The organism is Ensifer sp. EB106-05-01-XG146 (assembly GCF_058791875.1).
The window spans coordinates 3,874,065-3,899,604 of record NZ_JBYTDX010000001.1; the positions used below are offsets into that span (position 1 = coordinate 3,874,065).

A 25,540-nucleotide genomic window follows, 5' to 3' on the forward strand; every position below is an offset into this window, starting at 1 on the left:
TCCGGTCTCCTCAGAACTGGTAGCGGCGCATGCGGCGCTGAATGACGAAGAGGTAGAGCGAGACGCCGGCGAGGATGATGAGGAACATCACCGTGGCGATCGTCGCGCCCATCGAGCGGTCGCCGAGCTGCAGCTGGAAACCGAAGAAGGTGCGGTAGAGCAGCGTACCGAGAATGTCGGTCGAGCCGTCAGGACCGGCAAGCGCGCCCTGCACCGTGTAGACCAGGTCGAAGGCGTTGAAGTTGCCGACGAAGGTCAGGATCGAGATGATGCCGATGGCGGGCAGGATCAGCGGCAGCTTGATCTTCCAGAACTGGCTCCAGCCGGTGACGCCGTCGCATTCGGCAGCCTCGATCACCTCATCCGGAATGTTGAGCAGGGCGGCATAGATCAGCATCATCGGGATGCCGACATATTGCCAGACCGAGATCAGCGACACGGTGATGAGCGCCGAGCCCGGCTTGCCGAGCCAGGGGGCAAACAGCGACTTCAGGCCGACGAGGTCGAGCATGCCGGGTGCCACGCCCCAGATCGGCGACAGGATCAGCTTCCAGATGAAGCCGACGATCACGAAGGAGAGCAGCGTCGGCAGGAAGATCGCCGTGCGGTAAAAAGTGACGAAGCGCAGCTTCGGGATCGACAACATGGCGGCGAGCGCAACGCCGATCGGGTTCTGCACGCACATGTGGATGATGAAGAAGATGACGTTGTTTTTCAGCGCATTCCAGAAGTCGTGCGCCCAGCGCTCTTCGCCAAACAGCGTCTGGAAATTCGCAAGGCCGACAAAGGTCGACTGGCCGTCGACCGTGTTGAACAGCGAAAGCCTGAGCGTCTCGATCAACGGCAGGATCATCACCGCCGAATAGACCAGGAAGGCCGGCAGCAGGAAGACGAGGATGTGCCAGCGTTTCGGCCGCCTTGCGGTCGGCTGTCCCTCTTGCACTGAAAGAGCGTCACTCATGGATCCATCCGTTTCTAGAAGACCGGTCCCCAGACAATCATGATGCGCACCGGCGCCACGCGGCCGGTCGCGCCGCATGCCGTCTGCCCCTTTATCGAGGGCTCATGACGAAGGTTAAGTCTATCGCGTTCTTTTGCAAACGACTGCGTCGGTGGCCTCCCACTGTGGGAGGCCGGTGACGCTTCGGCTGGGGGAGTGCCGTGATTCGGCATGTCGCCCCGCCCGGTCCCTACGGCATCCTTAAATCCATCCGGCTAAAGGTGCTCTATGCACGTCCAGAACGTGCGGCGCTGTAGGGCCGACCCTCCCCAAGAAGGGGAGGGAACCTGTTGCGCTTACGTCTTACTTCGCCGGCTTGTACCAGGCGTCGAGGCCCTTCTGCAGCTTCTCGGCGGCAACCTCAGGCGTATCCGTGCCGTTGATCACGTTGGCCGATTCGACCCAGGTCTCATTTTCCAGGCTCGGGGTGCCGCGTGCCAGGATCTGGTAGGTCGAGCGGATCGTCGGCTTGCACTTTTCGCGCCAGGAGACGAATTCCTGGGCGAGCGGATCGGTCATCTTCACCGGGGTCGAGTTGAGGCTGAAGAAGCCCGGCAGTGCGTTGGCGTAGATGTCGGCGAACTCAGGCGAAGCAACCCAGGTCAGGAAGGTCTTGGCCTGCTCGGCATGTGCGCTCTTGGCATTGAGGCCGATACCGATGTCGTTGTGGTCCGAAATGTAGCAGGTGTCGCCAGCGTTTTTGACCGGCGGCGGGAAGGCGCCCATCTTGAACTGAGCCTGGGTGTTGAACAGGCCGATCTCCCACGAGCCGGCCGGATAGATCGCGGCGCGGCCGAGCGTGAAGAGGTTCTGGCTGTCCGGGTAGGTCTGGGCTTCGAAGCCGTCGCCGAGATAATCCTTCCACTTGGCAAGAACGCGGTAGGGCTCGACCCACGGCTCGTCGGTCAGCTTCTGCTCGCCCTTGATCAGCGCGGCGCGGCCTTCCTCACCCTTCCAGTAGTTCGGGCCGATGTTCTGGTAGCCCATGGTTGCGGCTTCCCAGAGATCCTTGGTGCCCATCGCCATCGGGATGTAGTTACCGTCGGCCTTGATCTTGTCGAGGGCAGCGAAGAATTCCGCTTCCGTCGTCGGGATCTGGATGCCGAGCTGGTCGAAGGCGTCCTTGTTGTAGATGAAGCCGTGGATGACCGATGCCATAGGCACGCAGAAGGTGGCCTTGCCGTCATCGGTGGTCCAGGCGGACTTGGCGACCGGCGAGAAGTTTTCCATGCCCGGCAGGCTCGTCAGGTCGGCGAGGTGCTTCTTGTTGTAAAGTTCGAGCGAGACGTCGAACGGACGGCAGGTGACGAGGTCGCCTGCGGAGCCGGCGTCGAGCTTGGCGTTGAGCGCGGCATTGTATTCGGTCGGTGCCATCGGGGCGAACTTGACCTTGATGCCCGGGTTCTTGGCTTCGAAGGCCGGGATCAGCTTTTCCTGCCAGATCGCCAGGTCGTCGTTGCGCCAGCTTTCGATGGTCAGCGTCACGTCCTCGGCGTGCGCCAGCCCGGCCGTGCCGAGAATGCTCGACGCAAGCAGCAGGCCCTTGATAGTCGTACGGGTCATTCAGCTTCTCCCTCTTATGTTGCGCCGTTTTGGCGCGGTTTGAATCCCAGGCTTATGTCAGGCCGTGACGATATCGATCGCCCGGCGCAGGTTCTGTCTGGCCTCTTTCAGTGCCGCCTCCGCGACCGCAACGTCCTTCGCGCCAGAGGCGAGAAGGATTGCGACCTTGACCGAGCCGGAGGCCATGTTGATCAGCCGGCCGGCCTCGCCAGCGCTGATGCCGGTAATGTCGGTAACGATGCGGATTGCGCGGCCGTGCAGCTTGATATTGTCGGCGCGCAGGTTGACCATGTGGCCGTCGAGCACATGCCCGAGTTGAATGCCGACCAGCGTCGAGAACATGTTGAAGGCGATCTTCTGCGCGGTACCGGCACCCATGCGCGTCGAACCGGAAACCACTTCCGGGGGCGTCTGCAGAAGGATCGAAACGTCGGCGTCCTTGAACAGCGCCGCACCAGGATTGTTGGCGACAGCGATCACCTTGGCGCCCAGCTTGCGGGCCTCGTCGGCCGCGGCGAGCGCGTAAGGGGTGGAGCCGCTGGCGGAAACGGAAACAAGGCAGTCGCCCGCGCCGATGCCGGCCTTGCGGACGTCGTTGCGGGCAAGGTCCATGTCGTCTTCATAGCCGCCCGCAAGGTCGCTCAGGCTGGCGGTGCCGCCGGCAAGCAGAACGACGATCTGGTCCTGGGGAATGCCGTAGGTGCCGGGCAGTTCGAGCGCATCGGCCATGGCCATCAGGCCGGAACTGCCAGCGCCCGCATAGGCGAGACGCCGGCCGGATGCGAGGGATTCGGCCGCGAGCGATGCGGCAGCCGCAATCGACTCGATCGCCGCGTCGACGGCCTTGGCGGCCGCCTGCTGGCCGGACGCGAGCAGCCGGAGCGCCAGCGCCGGATGCATAAGATCCAGGCCCTTGGCGTTGTCGTGGCGCTCTTCGGTCTTGGCTGACGGCATGGGTTGTATCTCCTCTTGGTCAAATTAATGCCAAAAAAATACCAATTGTCCAGCAGAATTTAAGTTTTGACGTCTTAAAAAACTAAACAGCTAAATTAGCCATTGAATTTCAACGTATTGCAACGAAAACGAAACTGCAGACGGATTCAGGCTTGGTTATTGGTATTTTTTTGGTATCCTCAATGGGCGGAGGTACTCATGACAAATTACCTGATCGGAATCGATGGCGGCGGAACGAGCTGCCGGGCTGCTGTGGCATCGGCGGACGGGCGCATTCTCGGGCGCGGCAAGGCGGGTGCGGCCAATATCCTGACAGACCCGGAAACCGCGCTTGCCAATATCGGTGAGGCCGCACGCGCCGCCTTTATGGAAGCGGGCCTTGATCCCCAGGGCATAACCGCTGCCAAGGCGATCGTCGGTGTCGCCGGGCACAATGTCGGCGACGCCGTGCATTATGTTAAGCGCCGCCTGCCGTTCGCCGCAGCCGATATCGAATCCGATGGCTTGATTGCCCTTCAGGGCGCGCTCGGCAATCGTGACGGTGCGGTCGCTATTCTCGGTACCGGCAGCATCTATATCCTTCGCCAGGGCGAAACCGTCAGCTATGTCGGCGGCTGGGGCTTCACCATCGGCGACCATGGCAGCGGTGCACGCATCGGCCATGCGCTTCTGCAGGAAAGCCTGCTTGCCTTCGACAATATTCATGAAGCCTCGGCGGTCACCGACAGCGTCCTTGCCGAATTCAACAACGAGGCGCGCGACGTCGTCGATTTCGCCCGCCTCGCCAAGCCCGGGGAATTCGGCCGCTATGCGCCGCGTGTTTTCGAAGGCGCCGCCGCCGGCGACCCGGTTGCCGTGCGCATCCTGAAAGCCGCTGCCCTCACAGTGGATGAGGCGCTTGATGTCGTCGTTGCAAGAGGCTGCGAAAGATTGTGCCTTCTTGGCGGATTGGCGCCGCTCTATCGCCCCTGGCTTGCCGATCGGCATCAGGCCCTGCTCGTCGAGGCGGAAGCCGACGCGCTGACCGGATCGGTCGCCGTTGCCGCCCAGCGTTTCGGCACCCAGGCGAGGGCAGGCGCATGACGCACCAGCTCGCTTCCATTCTGCCGCTCGAGGGTCTGCAGTCCGGAGGGTCGGGGCCGCTCTATCTCAAGCTTCGGCAATCGCTCGAAGACGCGATCCAGTCGGGCAAGTTGAACCACGGCGACGCTCTGCCGCCCGAGCGTGATCTTGCCGACTACGCCAACATCAGCCGCGTCACCGTGCGCAAGGCGGTGGACGATCTCGTGCGCGACGGCCTGCTGGTTCGCCGCCACGGCTCCGGCACCTTCGTCGTCAAGCCGGTCTCCAAGGTGCAGCAGTCGCTCTCGCGGCTGACCTCGTTCACGGAAGACATGGCGCGCCGCGGCCTGAACACCCATGCCCGCTGGCTGGAGCGCGGCCTGTTTCACCCCTCTCCGGATGAGATGATGGCGCTCGGCCTTCCGGCCGACGCGCTGGTTGCCCGGCTCGGGCGCCTGCGCATCGCCGACGACATGCCGCTTGCCATCGAGCGCGCCAGCATTTCGGCGGAGTTCCTGCCGGACCCGCAGGCCGTCACCTCGTCTCTCTATACTGCGCTCGACAAGACCCGCTCGCGACCGGTTCGCGCCGTGCAGCGCATCTCCGCCTGCAACATCAAGGATCCGGATGCCTCGATGCTCGGCGTCGCCGTCGGTTCGGCCGGCCTTTCCATCGAACGTGTCTCCTATCTCGCATCGGGACGCGTCGTCGAATTCACCCGCTCGCTCTACCGGGGCGATGCCTATGACTTTGTCGCGGAACTGACGCTGTCGGAATCCTAAAAGCGACGGCTCCGCCAAGAAAGGGAATTGACCATGCAGACCAATATGCGCCGAGAAATCGACGAGATCCCCGAAGCCGCCCAGCGTCTGCTGGAACGCTCCGCCGACCAGCTGAAGGCCGCCGGCGCCGCACTGCGCGCCAAGGATCCGGCCTTCCTCGTCACTATCGCCCGCGGCTCCTCCGACCATGCGGCGCTGTTCCTCAAATATGCGATCGAGCTGCAAGCCGGCGTGCCCGTCGCTTCGCTCGGCCCGTCGCTCGCCTCGATCTACGGTGCCAAGCTGAAGCTCGGCGGTGCCGCGGCGATCGCGATTTCGCAGTCGGGCAAGAGCCCGGATATCGTCGCCATGGCAAAGGCTGCAACCGATGCCGGCGCGGTCTCGATCGCGCTCACCAACACGCTGCCGTCGCCGATTTCAGAGGCCTGCACCAACCCGCTCGACATCTTGGCCGGTCCGGAAATCGCCGTTGCCGCCACGAAGTCATACGTCAATTCGATCGTCGCTGGCCTTGCCGTGCTCGGCGAATGGACCGGCGACGCTGCACTTCAGCGCGCGGTCGCCGACCTGCCGAACCAGTTTGCCAAGGCCGTGAAGCTCGACTGGCAGGCCTTTGCCGACGATCTCGGCGAAGCCGAATCGCTCTATGTGCTCGGCCGCGGCCCGGCGCTCGCCATCGCCAGCGAAGCGGCGCTGAAGTTCAAGGAAACCTCCGGCATGCATGCGGAAGCCTATTCGGCGGCCGAAGTGCTGCACGGGCCGGTGGCGCTCGTCGGCGCCAAGTTCCCGGTGCTCACGCTTGCCGCCCGTGATGCGGCCGAGACGTCGGTTGCCGGCATTGCCGACGGTATGGCGGAAAAGGGCGCGGTGGTTCATGCTACTTCGAACCTCGCCGTCAAGGCCAAGCGCCTGCCGTTCGTCGAGACCGGTCACCCGATCACCGACGCGCTGACGCTGATCCTGCCGTTCTACGGTTTCGTCGAGGCCTGGTCGCGTTCGCGCGGTCTCAATCCCGATGCGCCGGCAAGCCTCAAGAAGGTAACGGAGACGAGATGAGCGAGAGGAAGGCAATCACCGGCGCCCGCCTGTTCGACGGCGTCGAATGGCACGACGGCTGCGCCCTCGTCATCGAAGCTGGTCGCGTCAAGGCGATCGTGGCGTCGGCCGACATTCCCGCCGACGCCGAACGGATCGATGCCCACGGCATGCTGCTGGTGCCGGGTTTCATCGACCTGCAGGTCAACGGCGGCGGTGGTGCGCTTCTGAACGAGGAGCCGACCGTCGAAGGCATCCGGCAGATCTGCTCGGCCCATGCCAAGTTCGGCACCACGGCGCTTCTGCCGACGCTGATCACCGATACGCGCGAAATCCGAAGCGCCACCATCAAGGCCGGCCTTGAGGCAAAGGCGGCCGGTGTGCCCGGTTTCCTCGGGCTGCATCTCGAAGGCCCGCATCTTTCGGTCGCGCGCAAGGGTGCTCATGATCCGAAACTGATCCGGTCGATGGACGATGCCGATCTCGCCGAAATGCTCGATTGCGCCAAGGCGCTCGGTGTCCTGATGGTGACTGTGGCGCCGGAAAACGCCACCAGGGAGCAGGTAAAGGCGCTCGCCGATGCCGGTGCCGTCGTCAGCCTCGGCCACACGGATGTCGGCTATGAAACTGCGGTCGCCTACGCCAAGGCGGGTGCACGTACCGTCACTCACCTCTTCAATGCCATGAGCGGTCTCGGCCATCGCGAGCCGGGCGTGGTCGGTGCTGCGCTTGCCACCGGCACGCTGCATGCGGGCCTGATTGCCGACGGCTATCACGTCGAGCCGGCGTCGATGGGCGTGGCGCTGCGCGCCAAGGTGGGGCCGGGCCAGATCTTTCTCGTCACGGACGCGATGTCGCCGATCGGCACCGACATGAAGAGCTTCCAGCTCAATGGCCGCGAAATCCTGCGCGAAGGTGGCCGCTTGACGCTTGCCGACGGCACGCTTGCCGGCGCCGACATCGACATGCTGTCTTCGGTGCGCTTCGTGCACGAGAAGCTTGGCCTCCCGGTCGAGGAAGCCCTTCGCATGGCGTCCGCCTATCCGGCCGATGCCATGGGGCTTGCCACTCACAAGGGACGGCTGAAGCCCGGAGCGGACGCCGATTTCGTGTTGCTCACGCCTGAACTCGGCATGGGCTCCACCTGGATTGGCGGCGACCAAGTCTACGCAGCCTGATTGCCGCTTACGAGAAGATTTGACAAGAAGACCCGGAAAGCGCTCTGCTCTCCGGGTCTTTCCTTTGAGGGAAGGAAAGGCGCCGATCAGCGCGGGCTGCGGGCCGCAAGCTTCGCCTTCATCGCCCGCACCGTCTCCGGATCGGTGCGGCGCCGATCGGAAGAAACGAACCCCATATCGACCAAGCGTTGATCCTGAGCCGGCTCACTAATCGAGCAGGAGGAGTGCACTTCGCTGACCGTGAGGTGATCGAGCAGAGCGTCGACCGTCTTCAGCGTGACGCCGGATCCCGGCATGATCGACAGCCTGGCCTTGGCAAGGCCGATGATTTCGCTAAGGCGGTCGATCGCCTGCGGCGCGCTCCTGGCCCCGCCTGAGGTGAGAATGCGCTCGAAGCCAAGGTCGACTGCGATTTCCATCGCCTCGGCGAAATCCGGGACGAGGTCGAAGGCCCGGTGCAGCGTCATGCCGAGTCCGGCTGCATGGCCGCTGAGCTTGGTGAGCATCGACGTGTCGAGCCGGCCATCGGCAAGCGAGGCGCCGAGCACGACGCCGGCCAGACCGGCATCCCGTACCGCGTCGATATCGCGGCGCATCGCGTCGAGGTCAGCGGTTGAGAAAATGAAGTCGCCGGGCCGCGGCCGGATCATCGCGTAGACGGGCACTCGTGGCGGGCCAGCCAGCGCCATAAGGCCGGGATTGGGCGTGAGGCCACCGACGGAAAGGGCGGCGCAAAGCTCGATCCGGTCGGCGCCGCCTTCGATGGCCGCGTAAAGTCCGTCGGCATCGTCGACGCAGACTTCGAGTTTGATGTCGCTCATGCCTTGTCTCCTGAAAGCCCGAGCAGCGCCGCGCCAATGAGGCCGGGCTCGATCCGGCATTCGCCGCGTACAACCAACGGCCGGTCGAACCGCCGCAGAATCCGGCTACGCACCGCCTTGTCGATCTCGGCGAGCAGTTCCTCGGCATTGGAAAGGCCGCCGCCGACGGGCACGATCGTCGCACCCGTGATGTTGACGACGAGCGCCAGCGGTGAGCTGACGAGATCGACGAGCAGGTCGACCGTGCGTTTCGCCTCGGCGTCGCCAACCTTCCAGGCCTCGATGATCTCTTGGCTCGAAAGCGTCTTGCCGTGAGCGGTCTGGTGCAGCCGTTCCAGCCCGCGGGCGCCGCCGACGGTATCGACGCAGCGCTTCTGGCCGCAGCCGCAGGCGTAGGCGGGAATCGCCATTGGTGGATCCCCGGCCTCCGACGCGATCGCCGGGCCATGGCCCCATTCGCCGGCGAATCCGCCATCGGCATTGATCAGCCGGCCGTCGATGACAAGGCCGCCGCCGACCCCGGTGCCGAGGATGGCACCAAAGACGATGCGATGACCGCGCCCTGCACCCGCTCCGGCCTCGGCCAGCGCAAAACAGTCGGCGTCATTGGCGATCTTTACCGGCAGATGCAGCGCCGCCTCGAGTTCAGCAACCAGTTCGAGCCCGTCGATGCAGGGAATGTTGGCGCATTTGATGCGCCGCGTCTCGGGATCGATCACGCCGGTGATCGAGATCGCCACGCAGTCCGGGTGTCCGCCCGCTTCGTCCAGAACCGATTCGAGCGCCTGCACGAACTGGCGGAAATTGGTAAGTGGCGTGGTTCGGCGCGGCAGCGGAAAGATCCGGTCGCGCGAATGCACGATCGCGCCTTTGATTGCAGAGCCGCCGATATCGAAACAGACGATCATGCCTCACCCCGGATGATCGCCTCGGCCGAAAGCGCCACCGAAAGCAGCCGGTCGTCCTGGTGATGCGGGGCCGCAAGCTGGAAGCCGACCGGCATTTCCGCCGCCCCGAGCCCGCAAGGAATGGAGATGCCGCAGAAATCCAGGAAGTTGCCGATCGAGGTGTTGCGCAGCGTCTTGCCGTTGATCTTGAAGAACAGTTCGTCGTCTTCGAGAAGCGGCGCGATCGGCGGGGCGACATGGGGCAGCGTCGGGTGGGCGATGAGTTCGTTCGGCTTCAGACTTTCGACCGTCTCGTGGATCAGCTGGTCGCGCGCGTCGAGGAGCGCGATGTAGTCGGGCATGGAGATCTTCTCGCCGAGCCGCGTGCGGGCGACGACGCGTGGATCCATCGCGTTGGCCTCGGGCCCGGCCAGACGCTCGCGGTGCAGCGCATAGGCCTCCGCCGTCACCAGGGCGCCGTGGCGGGCCATCAGCCCGAACACGGCCGAGAAGGTTGGAAAAGCGCGGCGGCTGACGGCAACGCCGGCCCGCTCAAGTCGCTTGATCGCGTCCTCGAAGGCCTCGACGACTTCCGGCTCCGCATCGTCGAACACCACCGTTTCCGGGATCACCAGCGCGATGCTCGAGAGGTCGGCGCGGCGCACGGTCGGCGCCGTCAGCCCGTGCATGGCGGCGTCCACCCAGACGGCATCCTGTACCGTGTGGCAGAGTGGCCCGAGCGAATCGAGGCTTTCAGCCAGCGGAAAAATGCCCTTCATCGCATAGCGGCCGCGCGTCGCCTTGTAGCCGACGATGCCGGTGAAGGCTGCGGGAATGCGGACAGATCCGCCGGTGTCGGTACCGATGGCCGCCGGCACCAGTCCGGCCGCAACCGCGACCGCCGAGCCCGACGACGAGCCGCCGGGAATGCGCTCGACGTCGGTGGCCGCCGGGTTGCGCGGCGTGCCGTAGTGCGGGTTGAGGCCAAGGCCGGAGAAGGCGAATTCACTAAGGTTGGTGCGACCGACACTGACCATGCCGGCGGCGGAAACGGCGGCGACCACAGGCGCGTCGCTCGTTGCCGGCGCGTTCGTCCGAAGCACGGCCGAGCCGGCGGTCGTAACGTTGCCGGCGGTGTCGAACAGGTCCTTCCAGGCGACCGGCAGGCCGTCGAGCAGACCGAGCGAGCGCCCGGCCCTCAGACGCTTCGAGGCAGCCTCCGCATCCCGCGTCGCGCGCTCCGGCGTCAGCTCGACAAAGATGGCGTAATCGCCGTGTGCGTCGATCGCCGCATAGGTTTCCTTGGCGAGCTCCACCGGATCCAGCTTGCCGCTCTGCACCAGCACTGAAAGGCTGGCGAGTGTCTTTTGTTCTGTCATGTCATCCTCCGCGGAGCGCTGCTGCCGGCATCCCGTATGTCTACAATATCGCCGCTCCCGGCGTTTTCCATGCTTCCCTTAGACGAGGCGCATGAATCTTGCATAAAGACGGGTGCCTGCCGGGACTATCTTGTCGCCGGTAGCGCCTCTGCCTACATGCACCATCGAACCTTGGCCCATGCTGGAGAGCGATGATGATCCTGGACGCGGCGCGACTGTCGCTTGCCAATCTGTTTGCACCCGAGACCCGATCGGTCTTCTGGAAGGTGCTGGGCCTGACGATCCTTGCGCTTGTCGCCCTGTGGTTTGCGGTGCGCGAAGTGTTCATCTGGCTCGCCTTGCCCTGGATCGACACGCTGATGCCGGGCACACCCGTCTGGGCCGGCTGGCTGACCTTCGTGCTCGGCATCTTCGCAAGCCTTGGCCTGGCCCTGGCGCTCGCCCTGCTTCTTGCGCCCGTCACCGCACTGATCGCCGGCTTCTTCCTCGACGACGTCGCCGACGTCATCGAGAAGCGTGACTATCCGAACGAGCCCCCGGGACGGCCGCTGCCGCTCGGCGAGGCGGTTGCCGGCTCACTGAAGTTCCTGGGCGTCGTGATCCTCGGCAACCTCCTGGCGCTGGTGCTGCTGCTCGTTCCGGGCGTCAATCTCGTCGCCTTCTTCCTGGTCAACGGCTATCTGCTCGGCCGCGAATTCTTCGAGTTTGCGGCGATGCGCTATCGCGCGCCGGCGGAAGCGCGGCTCTTCCGGGAAAAGCACCGCTCGACCGTCTTTCTCGCCGGTCTGCTGCTCGCGGGCTTCCTGGCTGTGCCCTTCGTCAACCTTTTGACGCCGCTCTTTGCCGCCGGCCTGATGGTGCACCTGCACAAGCGTCTTTCGGCTAGGGATCCCGGGTTCTCGCTGCGTGTGGCGGCGAAGGCATAAGGCCTTGCTTGACATAAGGCCGGCTGTGGCCAATCTGCCGGCAAACGGCGCCGCGCGCCCATGGAGTTTGCAAGAATGAGCAACACCGACGAACGGATCACCCGCCTCGAGGAGACCGTGGCCCATCAGGCCAAGACCATCGAGGAGCTTTCCGATCAGCTTGCCGAGCAATGGAAGGTGGTCGAGCAGGCGCGCGCCAAGCTCGACCGGCTGACCGAAAGGTTCCTGACGCTCGAAGAGCAGTCGCTCGACGCGCCGGCAATCACGAAGCCGCCGCATTACTGATCGCCGCGCTCACGTCAGGACAAGCAAAAAAATGGCCGCCGGTCCAATGAACCGGCGGCCTTTTTCATGACGCAAGCGCTGCTCTTAGTAAGGGCAGGACTCGTCGCTCATGTAGTCGTGGACCTGGACCTTGCCGGCAATGATTTCGGCCTTCACCTTTTCCACCGCGTCGAGCATCTCCGGCGTGATCAGCGCCTTGTTGTTGTCGTCGAGCGCGTAGCCGACGCCGTCTTCCTTGAGGCCGAGGTTGGAAATGCCGAATTCGAACTTGTCGTTCTTGGCTGCCGTGAAGGCTTCGTAGACGGCGACGTCGACGCGCTTCAGCATCGAGGTCAGGACCTTGCCCGGCTGCAGGGCGTTCTGGTTGCTATCGACGCCGATGCCGAGCTTGCCCGCATCTGCGGCTGCCTGCAGAACGCCGACACCGGTGCCGCCGGCTGCGTGGTAGACGACATCCGAGCCCTGGTCGATCTGGGACTTGGCGATTTCGCCGCCCTTGACCGGGTCGTTCCAGGCGTCCGGCGTCGTGCCGGTGTAGGCTTCCAGAACCTTGACGTCAGCGCCGGTCGACTTGGCGCCGCCAACGTAGCCACAGGCGAACTTGTGGATCAGCGGAACGTCCATGCCGCCGACGAAGCTGACGGTCTTCGACTTGGAAGCGAGACCGGCGAGAACGCCGACGAGGTAGGAGCCTTCCTGTTCCTTGAAGACGACCGACTTGACGTTCGGCTTCTCGACGACCATGTCGATGATCGCGAACTTGATATCCGGATATTCCGGCGCGATCTTCTCGAGCGAAGCCGCCCAGTTGAAGCCGGCCATGACGATCGGGCTGTTGCCGTCGCTGGCGAAGCGGCGCAGCGCCTGTTCACGCTGGGCATCGTTGGCGATTTCGAACTCGCGGTATTCGACGCCCGATTCCGTCTTGAACTTCTCGGCGCCGTTAAAGGCAGCCTCGTTGAAGGATTTGTCGAACTTGCCGCCGAGATCGTAGATGATCGCCGGCTTGATGTCGGCGGCCAGTGCCGTGGCGGACATCATCGAAAAGGCAAAAAGACCGAGAATTGTTTTTTTCATCGTGCAGCCCTGTTGTCGCTATTGATCTTATTGGGTCCTCCCGCCGGCTCCCTGACGGAAGCCTGTCTGCGGAACCCACCCCCTTCTCCTTGGGGCTAGGGTGGCGCATCCTTGCACGGTCACGGCAAAAAAACACTCAAAATTTTTCAGATGGTAAAAATTGAAGCCACGGATACCGGCACTCGTAAGGCACCGGTTCTGTTGCATTTTTTGAGATCACGACAAGGTGTCCCGGTCGGTCCGGTGCGGCCTCAGGGTTGTGGGTATCGCGACCGCGCGCGGGATGCCACCCGTGGGGTATGCGTCTAGTGGCCGATCGGGCAGCTGACGCCGGTGCCGCGCAGGCCGCAATAGCCGCTGGGGTTCTTCGCCAGATATTGCTGGTGGTAGTCCTCGGCGAAATAGAACGGTCCCGCCATGCCGATCTCGGTCGTCACCCTGCCGCCGTGATTGGCGTGCTTCAGCGCCGTCTGGAAAGTGGTGCGCGCGGCCTTGGCGTGCGCCAACTGCTCGTCGTCATAGGCATAGATCGCCGAGCGGTAGGTGGTGCCGATATCGTTGCCCTGGCGCATGCCCTGCGTCGGGTCGTGTTCCTCGAAGAAGGTCCTGAGCAGGCTCGCGAGCTTCACCTTTTCCGGATCATAGACGACCAGGACCACTTCGGCATGGCCGGTAAGCCCTGTCGTCGTTTCCTGGTAGGTCGGGTTCGGCGTCAGCCCGCCGGCATAGCCGACCGCGGTCACGTAGACGCCGGGGATGTTCCACAGCAATCGTTCGGCGCCCCAGAAGCAGCCCATGCCCAGAAGGATGCTCTTGGTGCCGTCGGGGTAGGGGCTTTTCAACGGCCGGCCGGAAACGAAATGTGTCTCGGCCGTCGGGATCGCGGCGTCACGGCCCGGCAGCGCCGTCTGCGCGTCCGGCATGATCGTTTTCTTGTTGAACATGTCGATCAGGAACATCAGCACACTCCTTTCGATGCGAAGGCCGCCTGCAATGCGTCAGGCGGCGAATCGTCCGGCCGCCGGCCGCTTCTTGTATCCGACCATCCATAGCACGAGGGCGATCAGCGCCAGCACCGCAAAGGCCGGCTGCTGCAGCAGCCAATGCAGCATCCCGTGCCAGATCGTCGGTGCGGTATCGGAACGTTGCGCAAACTGGACCCAGCTTGCCGTGTCGGCGCCAAGCGCTTCCAGGTCGTCGCCGAGCGACGTCATGACCAGTTCCGATGCTGCGACCGACTGGATCGCGTCGACGGCACCGGCAAGCACGGCGGCAAACAACACGACGGCGCTCGCCAGCCTCAATAGAAATCGCATCGGACGGCATTCCCTTCAATTCGCTGGCTGGCGCCGGTCATCGGCTCGGCGCGTCGCCCTGCCGCATCTTCTCCGATCGCCCGTGCCTCGGACAAGGCCCGACAATGAAAATATGCGGCAATCTGGCATGCCGGAGGATGTGGCCGAGACGGGCCGGACGCATCGGACACGCCCTGACGCAAGAGATAAGCCCCTTGCCCGGAGTGCACAATGGGAACCGGGAACCCGCCCGCGTCACAAGATGTCAATAATCTGTCAGAAAGCAGTTGATCCCGGGCAAATCATCGGTATATAGACGCGCGTCCGCCGGTTATCAGCCGGCTGACGCCGAAGGGCCCCGCCCTTCCCATCCAGCCGGATTGACCATCGGCTGCTGACGGATGGACAGGTGGCCGAGTGGTTGAAGGCGCACGCCTGGAACGCGTGTATACGTGAAAGCGTATCGAGGGTTCGAATCCCTCTCTGTCCGCCATTCATGTCAATAAGCCATTGATTTTTCGTCGTATATTCACAGTTGCGGATGGCGCCCCACGAAATGCCCCACATTATTGTTTGCATTTCAGCGGCCTTTGTCGACCATGCTTGGGCAACGCGCAATATCTCGCGCGGCGAGTGCACGAATTTTGCCGGGCTTCCGTTCTCATGTCCGCCGTAATATCGGAGATAGGCAAGTGGCAAGATTGGCTCGGAATCTTTCGTAATGGATTGCAAGCCGTTCTCTGTTGGCGAGCGGTGCGAGAAGGCGTTTTCCTTGCAGGTCGGTGTACTCGCCGCTCATCTTCACTGTATCGCTGATGACAACGGTCGTTGTTTCCGGTTCAATGCTGATGTGGAGCGCGTCGAATAGCAAGTGAATGTCTGAACGAAGCAACAGCCCATTTTCCATCGCGTTAACACCCGGGCCGCCGTCCTTATGCGGAACAATGTGGGCAGCCTGCAGGACCGCCTCAAAATTGGTCCTGGAAATGCAGCACTTTGCTTCATACGCCGCAACTAGGCGCATGCGAAAGTTAGCTTGTTCGGGCCGCGTCTTCGTCAGTCTGAGCTGAGGTTCGCGAGCTTCTGCCGCTCTTTCATCTAAGCCGGTCGCCGCTTCATGAGAGTCGAATTCGTCGGCCTTCACGCAATTGATCAATCCATCGTGATATTCAGTTAGATCCTCCGACGTCCTGCGGAACTTTAGCGCCTCTTGGATTTCGGCGGGAAGTGCGTGCCGATCGACGGGATCACCTCCATTGAACACGTGTACACGGCGTCTGAATGATGTGTCCTCGCCCCTCTTCTCGTCTCGATAAAATGGCTCGCCCTCGACCCGCGCAAAGTAAATGTCTGATTTATGCGGCACCACCACGATGGAACCAACTTCCATTTCATGGAGAAACCGCAACATGTGTGCCGACCCATTTGTTGCGTCCTTATAGCCGAGGTTACTAAGGGCCGATTTTATGTTCTCGCGATCCGGGTTGCCCCCCAGAAGGTCTTTCGCATGGCTCCACCCAATCGCGATTTCGCCTTCCGAGATCAAAGTTTGAACACGGTCGACGCCACTGATTTTCATCCGCAAAGGCAAATGCTTTTGACGACATGGATACCCCTGCTGTAGTCCTCACGGAGTGTTGCAAACGAGGATTAACAACCTTTACCGATCGCCTCCAATCAAATTCATGATCAGCGAAATCGAAGCTGACAAGAAGATACCAACCTGCTGGCACTGCCCCTCGCGCACCTTGCGGAATCACCGCAGAAGTTGCACCAATGAGATCATCGTCCAGAGGCCATAAAACAGGTTTTGAATGCCCGATCCCAAATTCAGCGACGGCGACAGGTCACTTCTGTCTCAAGTGCTTGAGCTTCAACCATCTACAACCCGCAAGAATACGCCGGCTCTGAGTGGATTATCGTTGTATTCGTCGGAGTTGAAGTCTCTCAAGCACATTGCCAATCTTCTGGCTTCTGTTGATTCGCATAACGGGTTGAACGAAAACGAGATTAGCCGAAACCGATATTTCAACACACTTTCTAATCAGGGATTGGTAACGGGGACCGCTCTCCAACCGGAGTTAACTGCTTCCGGCTTGTCGCTCCTGAAAGTCAGATCATCCTCGCCGAGCGACGAGTATTGGAGGGTAAATGGTCCCGAGATCGAGCTGGCTATTGTTCGGCCGTTGGCCACAAAGTTGGCAAACGGCGAGCATGTCAGTGAGACCTTCAAGCACGTCTGGTACAATGTCCAATTTTTCTTAGACTTGGTGCCTAAAGAGGAGCTCGGATCGATCCTTGCGGATCCGGAGAAGGCGTTATTTCTATTCCATATTAATTCGGTGGGTTGGGAGGTGGGGCGGTACTATCGTCTTCCTAAGGAGCAGCGGGCCGAATTCGAGCAGGTTTTCGCGAAGGTTCCTACGAGCGGCGAGTGGACACCGCCTACTCCGATCGAGAAGGCCGCATCCCTTTATAAAGATGCTGCCGGGCAGTTTCAAAGTGATGTGAGGTTCAGGATCAACGGCTTCTTGAATGCCTACGTAGCTCTTAGGGACGAACTGAAAGACGCGTTCCCCCGCCTAGATAAACAGCTTCAAGTACGCTCCCGAGCAGGAAGTGTCACGAACCCATCGAAACTGATCTCAGGCCCGGCACCTAAGCTGCCCGTACCATATCAACTCATAGTCGCGGGCTGTCCCGGTTCGGGAAAAAGCCACTACATAGATGAAGCCGTCCGCTCAAACAGCATGAAGGCGATCCGTACGCAGTTTCACCCGGAAACTTCATTCTTCGACTTTGTCGGTGCCTACAAACCCTATCCGGTCTACGAGACATTTGAAAGCTCCGGGGCCGAACTGATCGAAGCAGATGGCACTCCGGTTGAGATTGGTAAGCCTGTCATCGACTATCGTTTTGTCCCCGGACCGCTGGTTCAAGCGATTACCTTTGCTCTTCTTAACCCAGGAGAGAATGTCGTCGTCGTCATCGAAGAGATAAATCGCGGCAATGCAGCCGCCATTCTCGGTGACTTTCTTCAGCTACTCGATCGAGACGGTTCTGGCGTCAGCCGATATGGGATTCAACCGTCGTTGGAGCTGAAATCTTACTTTGCGCGAGCAGGTATTGAGAGTGATGAAGTTAAGCTACCTTCGAATCTATTCATTTGGGCGACGATGAATAACGCAGACCAAGGGGTCTTTCCCCTCGACACAGCCTTCCGACGACGTTGGAACTATATTTACAAGGGTTACAGCGAGCCCTGCCACTACCCATCAGCTCTGGCCAACATCAAATATGGTGGTGTCTCACACAGCTGGGATGTCTTTCGAGAGACCCTCAATGATGCTCTTATCCAGGCGGGCATTCACGAAGACAAATTGATTGGGCCTTATTTCCTTACGGTTGAACAGCTGGCCTCACCGGCGAACGTACTGGAAAAATTGATGCTCTACCTCTGGGATGATGTCTTACGTTTGAGACAAGAGATCCTCTTTTCGGTCAAGAGCTTTTCAGTGGTCGCACGAATGTGGGCTGATGGTGAGGGTGCCCCTCTCTCTCTCAACTTCGTGCAAGCGTCGCCCGAGGTCGATGACGATCAGAATAATTCCCAATGACTGTAATCAACGTTCTAGAGGGACAATGCCTTCCAATTGCCTCCTGGAAGTCACTCTTGAACATCGGCGATGAGAAGATCTCATGGTTACGTGAAAGACTGATTCTGCGACGCAGCGAGGGCAGCCCGAGTTGGCGCCTATCGTTTGTAGGCATAATAATCCTCGACGATCGCCTTATATTTGCGAGACCTAAGTTTGATGTCGCTGGTCGATACGATGTTTCAACTGTAGTCAAGCTCCTAAGGGTATACTTCGCACGCAGCCGGTCACGCAGGTCATTCACACAGGCTCCGCAGGAGCCCATGTTTGATGCAGATGAAGTTTTGCGGGAATTCGATCTTGCGATTGCTTTAAGGCAATGGCTCCTGGAGCATGGCATATACAAACGCGAGGCGACAAAAAAAGGTGATTCCGGTCGGATCAATTGGGCACGGACGGTAGCGCAAAATACTCCAGTCATGGCGTCAAATGGAAGCTTTTACCCTCGGACGATCGGGTCTAGAAATATATCGGTCATGAATGATATTACAGATCTGCAAGTCGGGCTAACGACTTACCTGTGTGAACGCTACGATCTTGCTGTTCCTTCTTCGTCCGAAGAACTGGCTGCATATAGTACCGTGCGAAGGCAGCTGCCGTTCTCCGATCCAATTCGATCCTATTACGAAAGGCGCCTGCTAAGTGAGCAACAGATTGCTTTCAGAAGCGACGTGCTGCGCTTATTGCACCTGATGCAAAGTGCGCTGCGCCCCAGTGAAGCGTTTTCCCGGTCCCCGCAAATTTATGGCACAACTGCGTTTTACTCAGTTTGGGAGGATGCCTGCAGAACTGAGATCGCTTTGGACGTGACGCCCGATGACGCCGTGATTGCTCACCCTACATGGCAGCTGCCTATCGGCGCCAATTTCGCGCACAAACAAATCCCTGATCTCATCGTAAGCACGGAAGATAACGATTTCATCATAGACGCCAAGTATTATTATCCATTCCCCGATGCGCGGCCAGGATCGTCCGATATCATAAAGCAGATGTTTTATGCTGATGCTTCGGATCGGACGAAAGTGAGATCGATTTTCTTACTGCCTTCTGTGGATGCCTTTCCGCCGCGGCTGCTAGGCACGGCTGCGGTAAAACATCCTACAAGGATTTTTCCCCTCATTGAAGCTTGGGGGCTCGACCCCTATCGGCTGTTGGGATCCTATCCTGCAAAGTCAGCTAGATACGCGAGCGACGTTTTCACCGTATTGGGCGCTGCTCCTATAGTAACCAAAGGCACCGTCCAATCCTAGCGCTCGGTTGGCGGGAAGGGCTTCCGCCTCGTCAGACGATTTAATCTGATTACTTTTTTTTATGCCGTGAAACAGGTACTCGTCCACGAGGCCTTTCTTTTCGCCGCCTCGGCTTTGGTAATTTTGCCGTATGTCCAATACAGGTACGATCTCACACTGAGAGAAGATTCCTTCGTCCTGGAACACCGTAGAAATCTCGCGCAAGCCCATGTCAGTGGGAATCGTCACATCAGACCAGTGGTTCCAGTGGTTTCTACCGCCAAAGTAACTCAAGACTACGTGTTCGGCCTTTACTTCGGAAAGGAGGGAGCGGAGGCTGGCGATAAAGGTCTTTTTAGATGAGAATTTGCTTGTGAAATCATCTTTCGGATTTTGCCCCCGCACAAACTCAAGGCACTCGGCGTACTCGCTCACGTCGTGCAGGAAAGGGTAAGCAGCTATGAAGTTTAGTAGATGATAATACGCCGAGTATTGACGAAAGTTGTATGGTGGATCGAGGTAGCAGACATCGGCATATCCGAACGCACGCGCAGCAGCCTCGGCGTCTGCATTTGCGGTTTCACTATCCGTGTGTTGCGGCGACACTATTGGCAACCTCAGCTGAAAACTCTGCATAGCATTTGGCCATAGCTTGGTTCGGTTGAAGTCATGAAAAGTGCCATTGACGTTTGCAACGATCACAACCTCTTCGATCACGGCGGCCAACAACACAAAGAGCTCATCGTCCGTAATAAGCTGCCCGAGTCGCCAGTTCCTGATCTGGCTGAGAATGCCGTCCAGAAAAAGCGCATTCTGCATCGAAAAGTAGTTTCTTCGGCCGGTGCCGCCACGAACACTCTTGAAGCTGGATTTTACGCCACCAATTGTAAAATAGTCAGTGATAATTCCGGGAGATACATTGCGTTCGCCCACTTCTTGAAGGTAGCACAGAACCTCCGCGGCAGGCTCTAGAAAGCCGTAGATCTCTAGAAGACTCTGTCCGGGAGCGTAAAGATTCCCGTATTTGGCAAGAGCCCTGCTGAGTTCTGCTTTCATCCTTCGTTGCAAAAAGGCAGATGGTTGGGGAAGGCACAATCCGCCGAAGTTTGGCCTGGAGGCTAGACCCAAATAGGCTCGGCACAGCACGTAGCTGAAGCGGTTTGCGTCACAGGTCGCGGTTCGCCAGCCTCTTCCTTTGAAATATCTCGCAACATTTCCGGTGCCGCTGAATAGGTCCGTCACGCTACTAGCTCCGGGTGCTGAAGATGCAATAAAGTCTTCTATTAAAGGCATCAGAGAAGATTTATTCCCGATATACTTTTCCATTTATACCTCAAGTAGCAGTATTCGTTCGCCATCTAAGCGAGCGTCGGAATTGCGTTCCTTCACATTTAGCTTTCTATGGCGGTGCTCGCTTACAGTGATGACACTTACCTTCCCGAAGTGCTTCTCTGCTAAAGCCTTGAGGTGAGCTAGGGGAAGAGCGCGGGGCCGCTCTCCGTCTGCGGGATCAAAAGGGGAATATGAAAGAATAAGAGGGATGCTCTTTGACGCCGACGCTTCGAAGAGGCGATTGAATGCTGCGGGAGCCTTCGAGGGGATAGAAAACTCGGACTGGGTGCGGTCTGACCGATAAACCCCCCGCATAGGCACCAGTCGACCACTCCGCCTATGGCCATCTAGAGCTGGGGTATCTCTGAGAACCAAAGTCTCCAGGACATGGTAAAATCGAGAATAGTGATCAATCGTGTACGGGGGGTCCGCGTAGAAAACGCTGCATTCTGTATTGCGCTGAACGTATTCAAGCGTATCGCAGCGTTCTACGCGGTGCTCGAAGGTGCTAGGAACGAGATTTTCGGACCACTTCCGCAACCACGCGAGAGCGACCCCTTTAGTGTCGAGAGACCGATCTCTCTGCGTGCGTTGAAGCATGAGCGCCGGGACTCGGCCGTTTGCCTTCTGCAGCTTCATGGGCTGGGCAAATTGCTTCCCCACCGTGTTCACCAATTCGCTTGCGATGCTCAACAATACTCCCTGCATGCAATAGTGTTGAGCAGGGAACTGACGCCGAGCCGCGATGTCAATCGCGTCCAGACAGGCGGCTTGTCGATAGCTGAAATAAGGTCCTCCGTAAAACCTAGTGGCTGTCACTTCTGACGTCTCGAATCGCTCCAGCAGAGCATGATCAACAGCCTTCACTGCTCTCTTCAGCCACTCAGGAGCTAAAGGTAATGTGAACTGGGCGTGGCTAACGATGCTACCACTCTCGATTAGGGCGGTAAGCTTCTGAACCTCTCCGCCAGCCGCTCTGGCTAGAGCGTCTTCCTCGAGCTCAAGTAAGGGTTTAGTGCACTGCAAGATCGATTCAGTTATATCCTCTACAGCGTCCCAGTAGACGGAGGTAAAGAAAGGTGAAAGCGCCTCAGCCGATCCCTGCAACATTGACGTAGAAAGGGTTGCGGAGAAGTGTTGGATATCGACTGCCGTCACAGGTCGGGTATGCCCAAGAAAGTGGCCAACGACACCACTTCCCGAAAAGAGGTCCCCAACACGCCCCCCTCCCGGCGCTACTTCGTCCAACACTTCAGCTATTGCGGTACAGAGGCGCTGTTTACTGCCAAGGTACTGAATAGGGCGAAAGGGCAAAGGAGACAGGTTCGGTGCGTTTGCTTCGAGAGCAGAGAGCTTCTGAACGTGCTCGCTACTTGGTTTGGATCTACCCGTTTCCCAGTATCCTACCGCGATTGGCGTGACGCCCAAGTTCGAACCGAACTGTGCTCGGCTTTGCTTGAGTCGGTTTCTGAGGCTTCTAATGTATAGCGCGTCCATAGATGTGTTGTATAACACATCTAGTTGATGTCAATGCGAGTTCCCATGATGGATGTGAAACTCTCGTGTATACATGCGCGTGAACAGCCAAACTCACGAGCGATGCAGATGTTGCGACGAGCGGTTCTGGCATCGCCTGTGGCATTGGCCGACCAAGGGCCGCGCATGGCACGCGGAGCACGCCGACGACGCGCAGTCCACCTCGTGTGCGGGACGGTCATAGACTGTGCTCGGCTATTCTAAGAATTCGGTAGACCTGCATCCGGGAGCACTTGGCCGCCTTCGCTATGGCCGATGGATTGGATCCTTGAGCGTGAAGCCGATAGATCAAGGCATAGTCAATCCGGATGTTTCCGCCTCGATACACTCCTGCTTCTTTTGCCCGGTTGATTCCTTCGCGTTGCCGCTCCTTTATGAAACGCCGCTCCATTTGCGCGACCATGCCCAGTACCGTCAGAATGATGTGCCCCAATTCGCCGCGAGTCGAAACATGCGGGTCAAGAATGGTGACAAACGCTCCGCGCTGCTGGCAGTCGTGAACAATGTTTAGTACGTCGCGCGTATCGCGCCCCAGCCGGTCGAGCCGAGTAACGACCAACTCGTCTCCCGACCGCAGGAATTCGATCACGGTTGCAAGCTCGGTGCGGCCCTGACGACTGCTGCCAGAGACTTTCTCCGAGCGAATGATCTCGCATCCTTCCGACCTAAGCCGATCAAGCTGTAGCTGTAAATCCTGGTCGGTGGTGCTGACGCGGGCGTAACCGATGCGTGCCATGTGTAACCTCAAGCTTTAGGCCCAAAGCTACCCTGTCACAAATAGGCGTCGTCAACCCAGATGTTACGCGTTGAGGGCGATCGCATAAACCGCAACATGAGGGTATACCCTGATGTTATGCGCCGTGTCGGCGGCTCTGTTGGGAGGTAACAGTGAAGTGCAGCAAAGCTTTCACTCGATAAGGTCGTGCGAGCTGCCTCGATCAGCGAGGCGCGCCCTTGGGGCTTCGAAACTTCGACACTGGCGAAATGCGTTCAACACAGCAAACGGCCCCGCATTATTCTATGCGCCCGCACCCTCATCATAGCACCGAGCCGGCGATCAACGCGGACCAAGCTCAAGCCGAGCGTCGCGGTATGGGGCTAGGAACAACGTTGGGCTTGAAACAATGCCAGATTGTCATATTATAACTCTCTAAAATTAAGAGCAGTAGCGCCGTCAACTCGAAATCAACGCCGATACGCGTCTTAGAACTCACGCTGATTAATGCATCAGAGAGGGTTGGGGGTTCTCCTCGGTTTGCCACGAAAGGAGAGGCCAGTGAAGAACCGTGCTGCAATTTTGATTATCCTCAGCGCAATCATCCTTGGTTCGACGGGTTCGCTTCATGCTGCTTGTGTAGCTCACGCCTTACCTAAATTGTCGCATCAGGAATTTCGGACACGCGTAATACAACATTTTAACGCAGCTAGGTTCCAATCTCTCCTGCAGCCAGCACCAGCGGGCTTGTTTTTCCAGCAACAGCAGTTTCACAACGATCTAGCCAATCGTCTGAACAATGCACTAAAGAACTACTATGAAGGGATTTACGATCCTAGAGATATTGTATGCATTGCTACTGACGTTGGCGCTATACTGGAAGCTGATAGTCTGAATACGTTCCATGGAACGAAATTGGTTCTTTTGCCGTCTCCCAGTGGCATACCCGGAAAGCAGGATGGTTTGTTTGGCCGCGATCTGGAGCTATTGCACAAACTTCACGAAATCATTGTCCGACGCAGTAGGCAGTTCCGAGATTCATTTCCACCTCCAGGGGCATGCGGTGCAGCAGTACCTTGTATAACGCGAACATGGGCTAATAGTCTGTATCATGAATTTAAAGAAGCGCCGCAAAACTTTCTTCCTGTACCTCAACTCAGTTATGTCGAATTCCCATATCTAACCGGCGATATTGATTCTCCCGACTTCAATGAAGCTGAAATATCGAATTTTTACCACAGAGTATCTGCGGAAAGTTACTTAGACAACGCCGTCGGCGCCCGGCGGACTGTATCTGTTCAGATAGGCACATCTAAAGTTTCGTTCACAACCGCACTATACGATCCGACGAGTTTGCAATTCGTTTCCGCGAGATCCTTGCTTGACTTCGTCGAAGGTGAATGGATAACGAGAATGACGCCTTTTTATTCCGATCTATTTCAAAATATACTAGCAGGCTCCCCTAATTGGGAAGTGAATTTTGGCCAGTCGTCATCGCTAGTAAACTCGGATCGGCTATTTAAAGTAAGTCAAAGCAATGCACTGCCGAACGGAATATCTAATTTTTACTGCGCGTCTGCAAAATCCAGTAGCGGGGATCTTCCGTACGGCGAGCTAATTTCTAGCAACAAAAGGGTCTATCTCGGAAATCATATTGCATTCTTTTGTGATATTGTGATGAATGGTGATGCTAAGCTGCTCGGCGCAGAAGAAATAATTAAGACGGATCACACGTTTCCTACTACTCTTCCCATTCTTGCGGGTGAATCCGGGAACCGGGATATGCTAGAACAATTAAATGTTCTCGCGGAGCTGAACATCGATCAAAACGATTTGTTAAACGACATAAAAAATCTGATTGGTACCGAACAATTCCTGAATAAAATATCCAACCTTCAGAAGGCAATTCAAGCCGCGGAGGCGGCTGCCCGAGGTCCTGGAATAGGCGAGATCGTGAATTTGGCATCCGCTGTCGCGCAGTTTTATCCTGGCATCGGGCAAATAGCCAGCGGCGCTCTCGTTGTTGCGAGTAACCTTCATGGTGCAGCTACGAGTAGTGACGGGCCCGCAATTTATCTTCTTAACAATCAGGAGGCGTTGGCGGACGGAAGCAAAAAAATCGGAGAAGGCGCAGCCAACGTTAACAAATTAATCGATTCAATTGATAAACTATCGGATCGAGATCGAGCGCGCTCCGAAGTTGGAGATCTGCGTGCTCAGTTGGAGGAAGTCCAGAAGCGATATCGGGAATTTCAGGAGGAGATCCAGCGCGTATCGCAACGACAACAGGAGCAATATCTGCGGGCTGTGGAGGCATATGAACTTCTGCGTAATCGTCGGGCGGGCATCGTCGTTGATATCCAAACTGCTTTGAACGAGGTGTCGCTCAAGGACATTATTGGAGGGCGTGTCGTCGGGGCCGAGCCGCCCTCCCAGAGACAGTGCCGCCAAGCAGCAGATGCCTTCAATGCATCTCCCAACGAAACGACCTTCGGTTCCCTTAATGGAAACTGCTCGCGGTACCTCACAGCATTCACTGCTCTCGCCGACTGCATCAAATCTTTGCCAGAGGATCGCGAGAAGTATGTGGAGTACAGGGCCAATAATGCCAAAATCGGTCTGCTTTTGGCGAGAAAGAAGGGTGACGGGGAGTGCCTTCACGATATCCGGTGGCGTTTTCAGAACTTCGACCCTTAGCGCGTGCAGTCAGACCCTTGCCTTAGAGGGGGATGGCGCAGCTCATTCGGACGGCGCCAACTACAGGACTATGTCACGACCGACATCTGGAGCCGTCCGCCGGACGGTTTGCGGTGCGTCAGTCATGTGCG

Annotated in this window: 22 protein-coding genes and 1 tRNA gene; 10 read left to right on the forward strand and 13 right to left on the reverse strand. The window is 58.8% G+C overall.

The features are described 5' to 3' along the window. Positions 1-10: 10 nt before the first annotated feature. The 3 genes from AC3WVQ_RS18990 to AC3WVQ_RS19000 form a co-directional block, all read right to left on the reverse strand. Positions 11-961 carry a carbohydrate ABC transporter permease gene (locus tag AC3WVQ_RS18990; protein ID WP_034804869.1) on the reverse strand — a complete coding sequence of 317 codons (951 nt, stop codon included), beginning with the start codon at positions 959-961 and terminating at the stop codon, positions 11-13. Positions 962-1,303: 342 nt separating this feature from the next. After that, positions 1,304-2,563: an ABC transporter substrate-binding protein gene (locus AC3WVQ_RS18995; protein ID WP_034804866.1), complete on the reverse strand. Its 1,260-nt coding sequence runs from the start codon at positions 2,561-2,563 to the stop codon at positions 1,304-1,306. Between the two features lie 57 nt (positions 2,564-2,620). Next, a complete protein-coding gene (locus tag AC3WVQ_RS19000; protein ID WP_060519462.1) occupies positions 2,621-3,517 on the reverse strand; it encodes an N-acetylmuramic acid 6-phosphate etherase in 897 nt (298 codons plus the stop codon). Positions 3,518-3,715: 198 nt separating this feature from the next. On the opposite strand from AC3WVQ_RS19000, the gene AC3WVQ_RS19005 reads away from it, so the two are divergent. The 4 genes from AC3WVQ_RS19005 to nagA are packed head-to-tail and all read left to right on the forward strand — an operon-like array spanning position 3,716 to position 7,574. After that, on the forward strand, positions 3,716-4,600 hold the full coding sequence (locus AC3WVQ_RS19005; protein WP_060519464.1) for a glucosamine kinase nucleotide-binding domain-containing protein: 885 nt from the start codon (positions 3,716-3,718) through the stop codon (positions 4,598-4,600). Next, positions 4,597-5,361 carry a GntR family transcriptional regulator gene (locus AC3WVQ_RS19010; RefSeq protein WP_034804855.1) on the forward strand — a complete coding sequence of 255 codons (765 nt, stop codon included), beginning with the start codon at positions 4,597-4,599 and terminating at the stop codon, positions 5,359-5,361. Before AC3WVQ_RS19005 ends, AC3WVQ_RS19010 begins: the two co-directional genes overlap by 4 nt. Before the next feature lie 33 nt (positions 5,362-5,394). Continuing rightward, positions 5,395-6,417: an SIS domain-containing protein gene (locus tag AC3WVQ_RS19015; RefSeq protein ID WP_034804852.1), complete on the forward strand. Its 1,023-nt coding sequence runs from the start codon at positions 5,395-5,397 to the stop codon at positions 6,415-6,417. Further along, on the forward strand, positions 6,414-7,574 hold the full coding sequence (nagA, locus tag AC3WVQ_RS19020) for an N-acetylglucosamine-6-phosphate deacetylase (protein ID WP_060609504.1): 1,161 nt from the start codon (positions 6,414-6,416) through the stop codon (positions 7,572-7,574). The genes AC3WVQ_RS19015 and nagA overlap by 4 nt, the downstream gene beginning before the upstream one ends. Before the next feature lie 86 nt (positions 7,575-7,660). Here the strand turns inward: nagA and AC3WVQ_RS19025 are convergent, their stop codons facing one another. The 3 genes from AC3WVQ_RS19025 to AC3WVQ_RS19035 are packed head-to-tail and all read right to left on the reverse strand — an operon-like array spanning position 7,661 to position 10,661. After that, positions 7,661-8,395: a copper homeostasis protein CutC gene (locus AC3WVQ_RS19025; RefSeq protein ID WP_060609500.1), complete on the reverse strand. Its 735-nt coding sequence runs from the start codon at positions 8,393-8,395 to the stop codon at positions 7,661-7,663. Continuing rightward, complete coding sequence (locus AC3WVQ_RS19030; RefSeq protein WP_060609497.1) at positions 8,392-9,303, reverse strand: ROK family protein; 912 nt, start codon at positions 9,301-9,303, stop codon at positions 8,392-8,394. Before AC3WVQ_RS19030 ends, AC3WVQ_RS19025 begins: the two co-directional genes overlap by 4 nt. Further along, positions 9,300-10,661, reverse strand: coding sequence for an amidase (locus tag AC3WVQ_RS19035; RefSeq protein WP_110818578.1), 1,362 nt, complete (start codon positions 10,659-10,661; stop codon positions 9,300-9,302). The genes AC3WVQ_RS19030 and AC3WVQ_RS19035 overlap by 4 nt, the downstream gene beginning before the upstream one ends. A gap of 194 nt (positions 10,662-10,855) precedes the next feature. Between AC3WVQ_RS19035 and AC3WVQ_RS19040 the strand changes: the two genes are divergently transcribed. Both AC3WVQ_RS19040 and AC3WVQ_RS19045 read left to right on the forward strand, forming a co-directional pair. Then, positions 10,856-11,587: a sulfate transporter family protein gene (locus tag AC3WVQ_RS19040; protein WP_034804837.1), complete on the forward strand. Its 732-nt coding sequence runs from the start codon at positions 10,856-10,858 to the stop codon at positions 11,585-11,587. 75 nt (positions 11,588-11,662) lie between these two features. Next, positions 11,663-11,872, forward strand: a complete 210-nt coding sequence (locus AC3WVQ_RS19045) for a SlyX family protein (protein ID WP_034804834.1) — start codon at positions 11,663-11,665, stop codon at positions 11,870-11,872. A gap of 84 nt (positions 11,873-11,956) precedes the next feature. On the opposite strand, the gene AC3WVQ_RS19050 is transcribed toward AC3WVQ_RS19045, so the two are convergent. From AC3WVQ_RS19050 to AC3WVQ_RS19060, 3 genes are all read right to left on the reverse strand, one after another. Beyond that, positions 11,957-12,949, reverse strand: coding sequence for a BMP family lipoprotein (locus AC3WVQ_RS19050; RefSeq protein WP_034804831.1), 993 nt, complete (start codon positions 12,947-12,949; stop codon positions 11,957-11,959). A 305-nt stretch (positions 12,950-13,254) separates the two neighbouring features. Continuing rightward, positions 13,255-13,908, reverse strand: coding sequence for a peptide-methionine (S)-S-oxide reductase MsrA (gene msrA, locus AC3WVQ_RS19055; RefSeq protein WP_110818577.1), 654 nt, complete (start codon positions 13,906-13,908; stop codon positions 13,255-13,257). A gap of 39 nt (positions 13,909-13,947) precedes the next feature. Next, positions 13,948-14,265: a membrane protein gene (locus tag AC3WVQ_RS19060; RefSeq protein WP_034804825.1), complete on the reverse strand. Its 318-nt coding sequence runs from the start codon at positions 14,263-14,265 to the stop codon at positions 13,948-13,950. Between the two features lie 382 nt (positions 14,266-14,647). Between AC3WVQ_RS19060 and AC3WVQ_RS19065 the strand changes: the two genes are divergently transcribed. Continuing rightward, positions 14,648-14,737 (forward strand) — tRNA-Ser (locus tag AC3WVQ_RS19065). 168 nt (positions 14,738-14,905) lie between these two features. Here AC3WVQ_RS19065 and AC3WVQ_RS19070 read toward each other — a convergent pair. Then, positions 14,906-15,823 carry an HNH endonuclease gene (locus AC3WVQ_RS19070; RefSeq protein ID WP_492382896.1) on the reverse strand — a complete coding sequence of 306 codons (918 nt, stop codon included), beginning with the start codon at positions 15,821-15,823 and terminating at the stop codon, positions 14,906-14,908. Between the two features lie 235 nt (positions 15,824-16,058). Here AC3WVQ_RS19070 and AC3WVQ_RS19075 point away from each other — a divergent pair, with 235 nt between their 5' ends. Then, the gene (locus AC3WVQ_RS19075; RefSeq protein WP_492382897.1) at positions 16,059-17,861 is read left to right on the forward strand and encodes an AAA family ATPase; all 1,803 of its coding nucleotides are present in this window, start codon (positions 16,059-16,061) and stop codon (positions 17,859-17,861) included. After that, positions 17,858-19,150: an LlaJI family restriction endonuclease gene (locus tag AC3WVQ_RS19080; RefSeq protein WP_492382898.1), complete on the forward strand. Its 1,293-nt coding sequence runs from the start codon at positions 17,858-17,860 to the stop codon at positions 19,148-19,150. The genes AC3WVQ_RS19075 and AC3WVQ_RS19080 overlap by 4 nt, the downstream gene beginning before the upstream one ends. Here AC3WVQ_RS19080 and AC3WVQ_RS19085 read toward each other — a convergent pair. The 3 genes from AC3WVQ_RS19085 to AC3WVQ_RS19095 form a co-directional block, all read right to left on the reverse strand. Continuing rightward, entirely contained in the window at positions 19,073-20,455 is a 1,383-nt protein-coding gene (locus AC3WVQ_RS19085; RefSeq protein ID WP_492382899.1) for a DNA adenine methylase, read from the reverse strand. The genes AC3WVQ_RS19080 and AC3WVQ_RS19085 overlap by 78 nt on opposite strands. Next, on the reverse strand, positions 20,456-21,958 hold the full coding sequence (locus AC3WVQ_RS19090) for a DNA adenine methylase (RefSeq protein ID WP_492382900.1): 1,503 nt from the start codon (positions 21,956-21,958) through the stop codon (positions 20,456-20,458). Between the two features lie 217 nt (positions 21,959-22,175). Further along, positions 22,176-22,733, reverse strand: coding sequence for a recombinase family protein (locus AC3WVQ_RS19095; RefSeq protein ID WP_492382901.1), 558 nt, complete (start codon positions 22,731-22,733; stop codon positions 22,176-22,178). A 540-nt stretch (positions 22,734-23,273) separates the two neighbouring features. On the opposite strand from AC3WVQ_RS19095, the gene AC3WVQ_RS19100 reads away from it, so the two are divergent. Next, positions 23,274-25,409 carry a hypothetical protein gene (locus AC3WVQ_RS19100; RefSeq protein ID WP_492382902.1) on the forward strand — a complete coding sequence of 712 codons (2,136 nt, stop codon included), beginning with the start codon at positions 23,274-23,276 and terminating at the stop codon, positions 25,407-25,409. Positions 25,410-25,540: the final 131 nt, after the last annotated feature.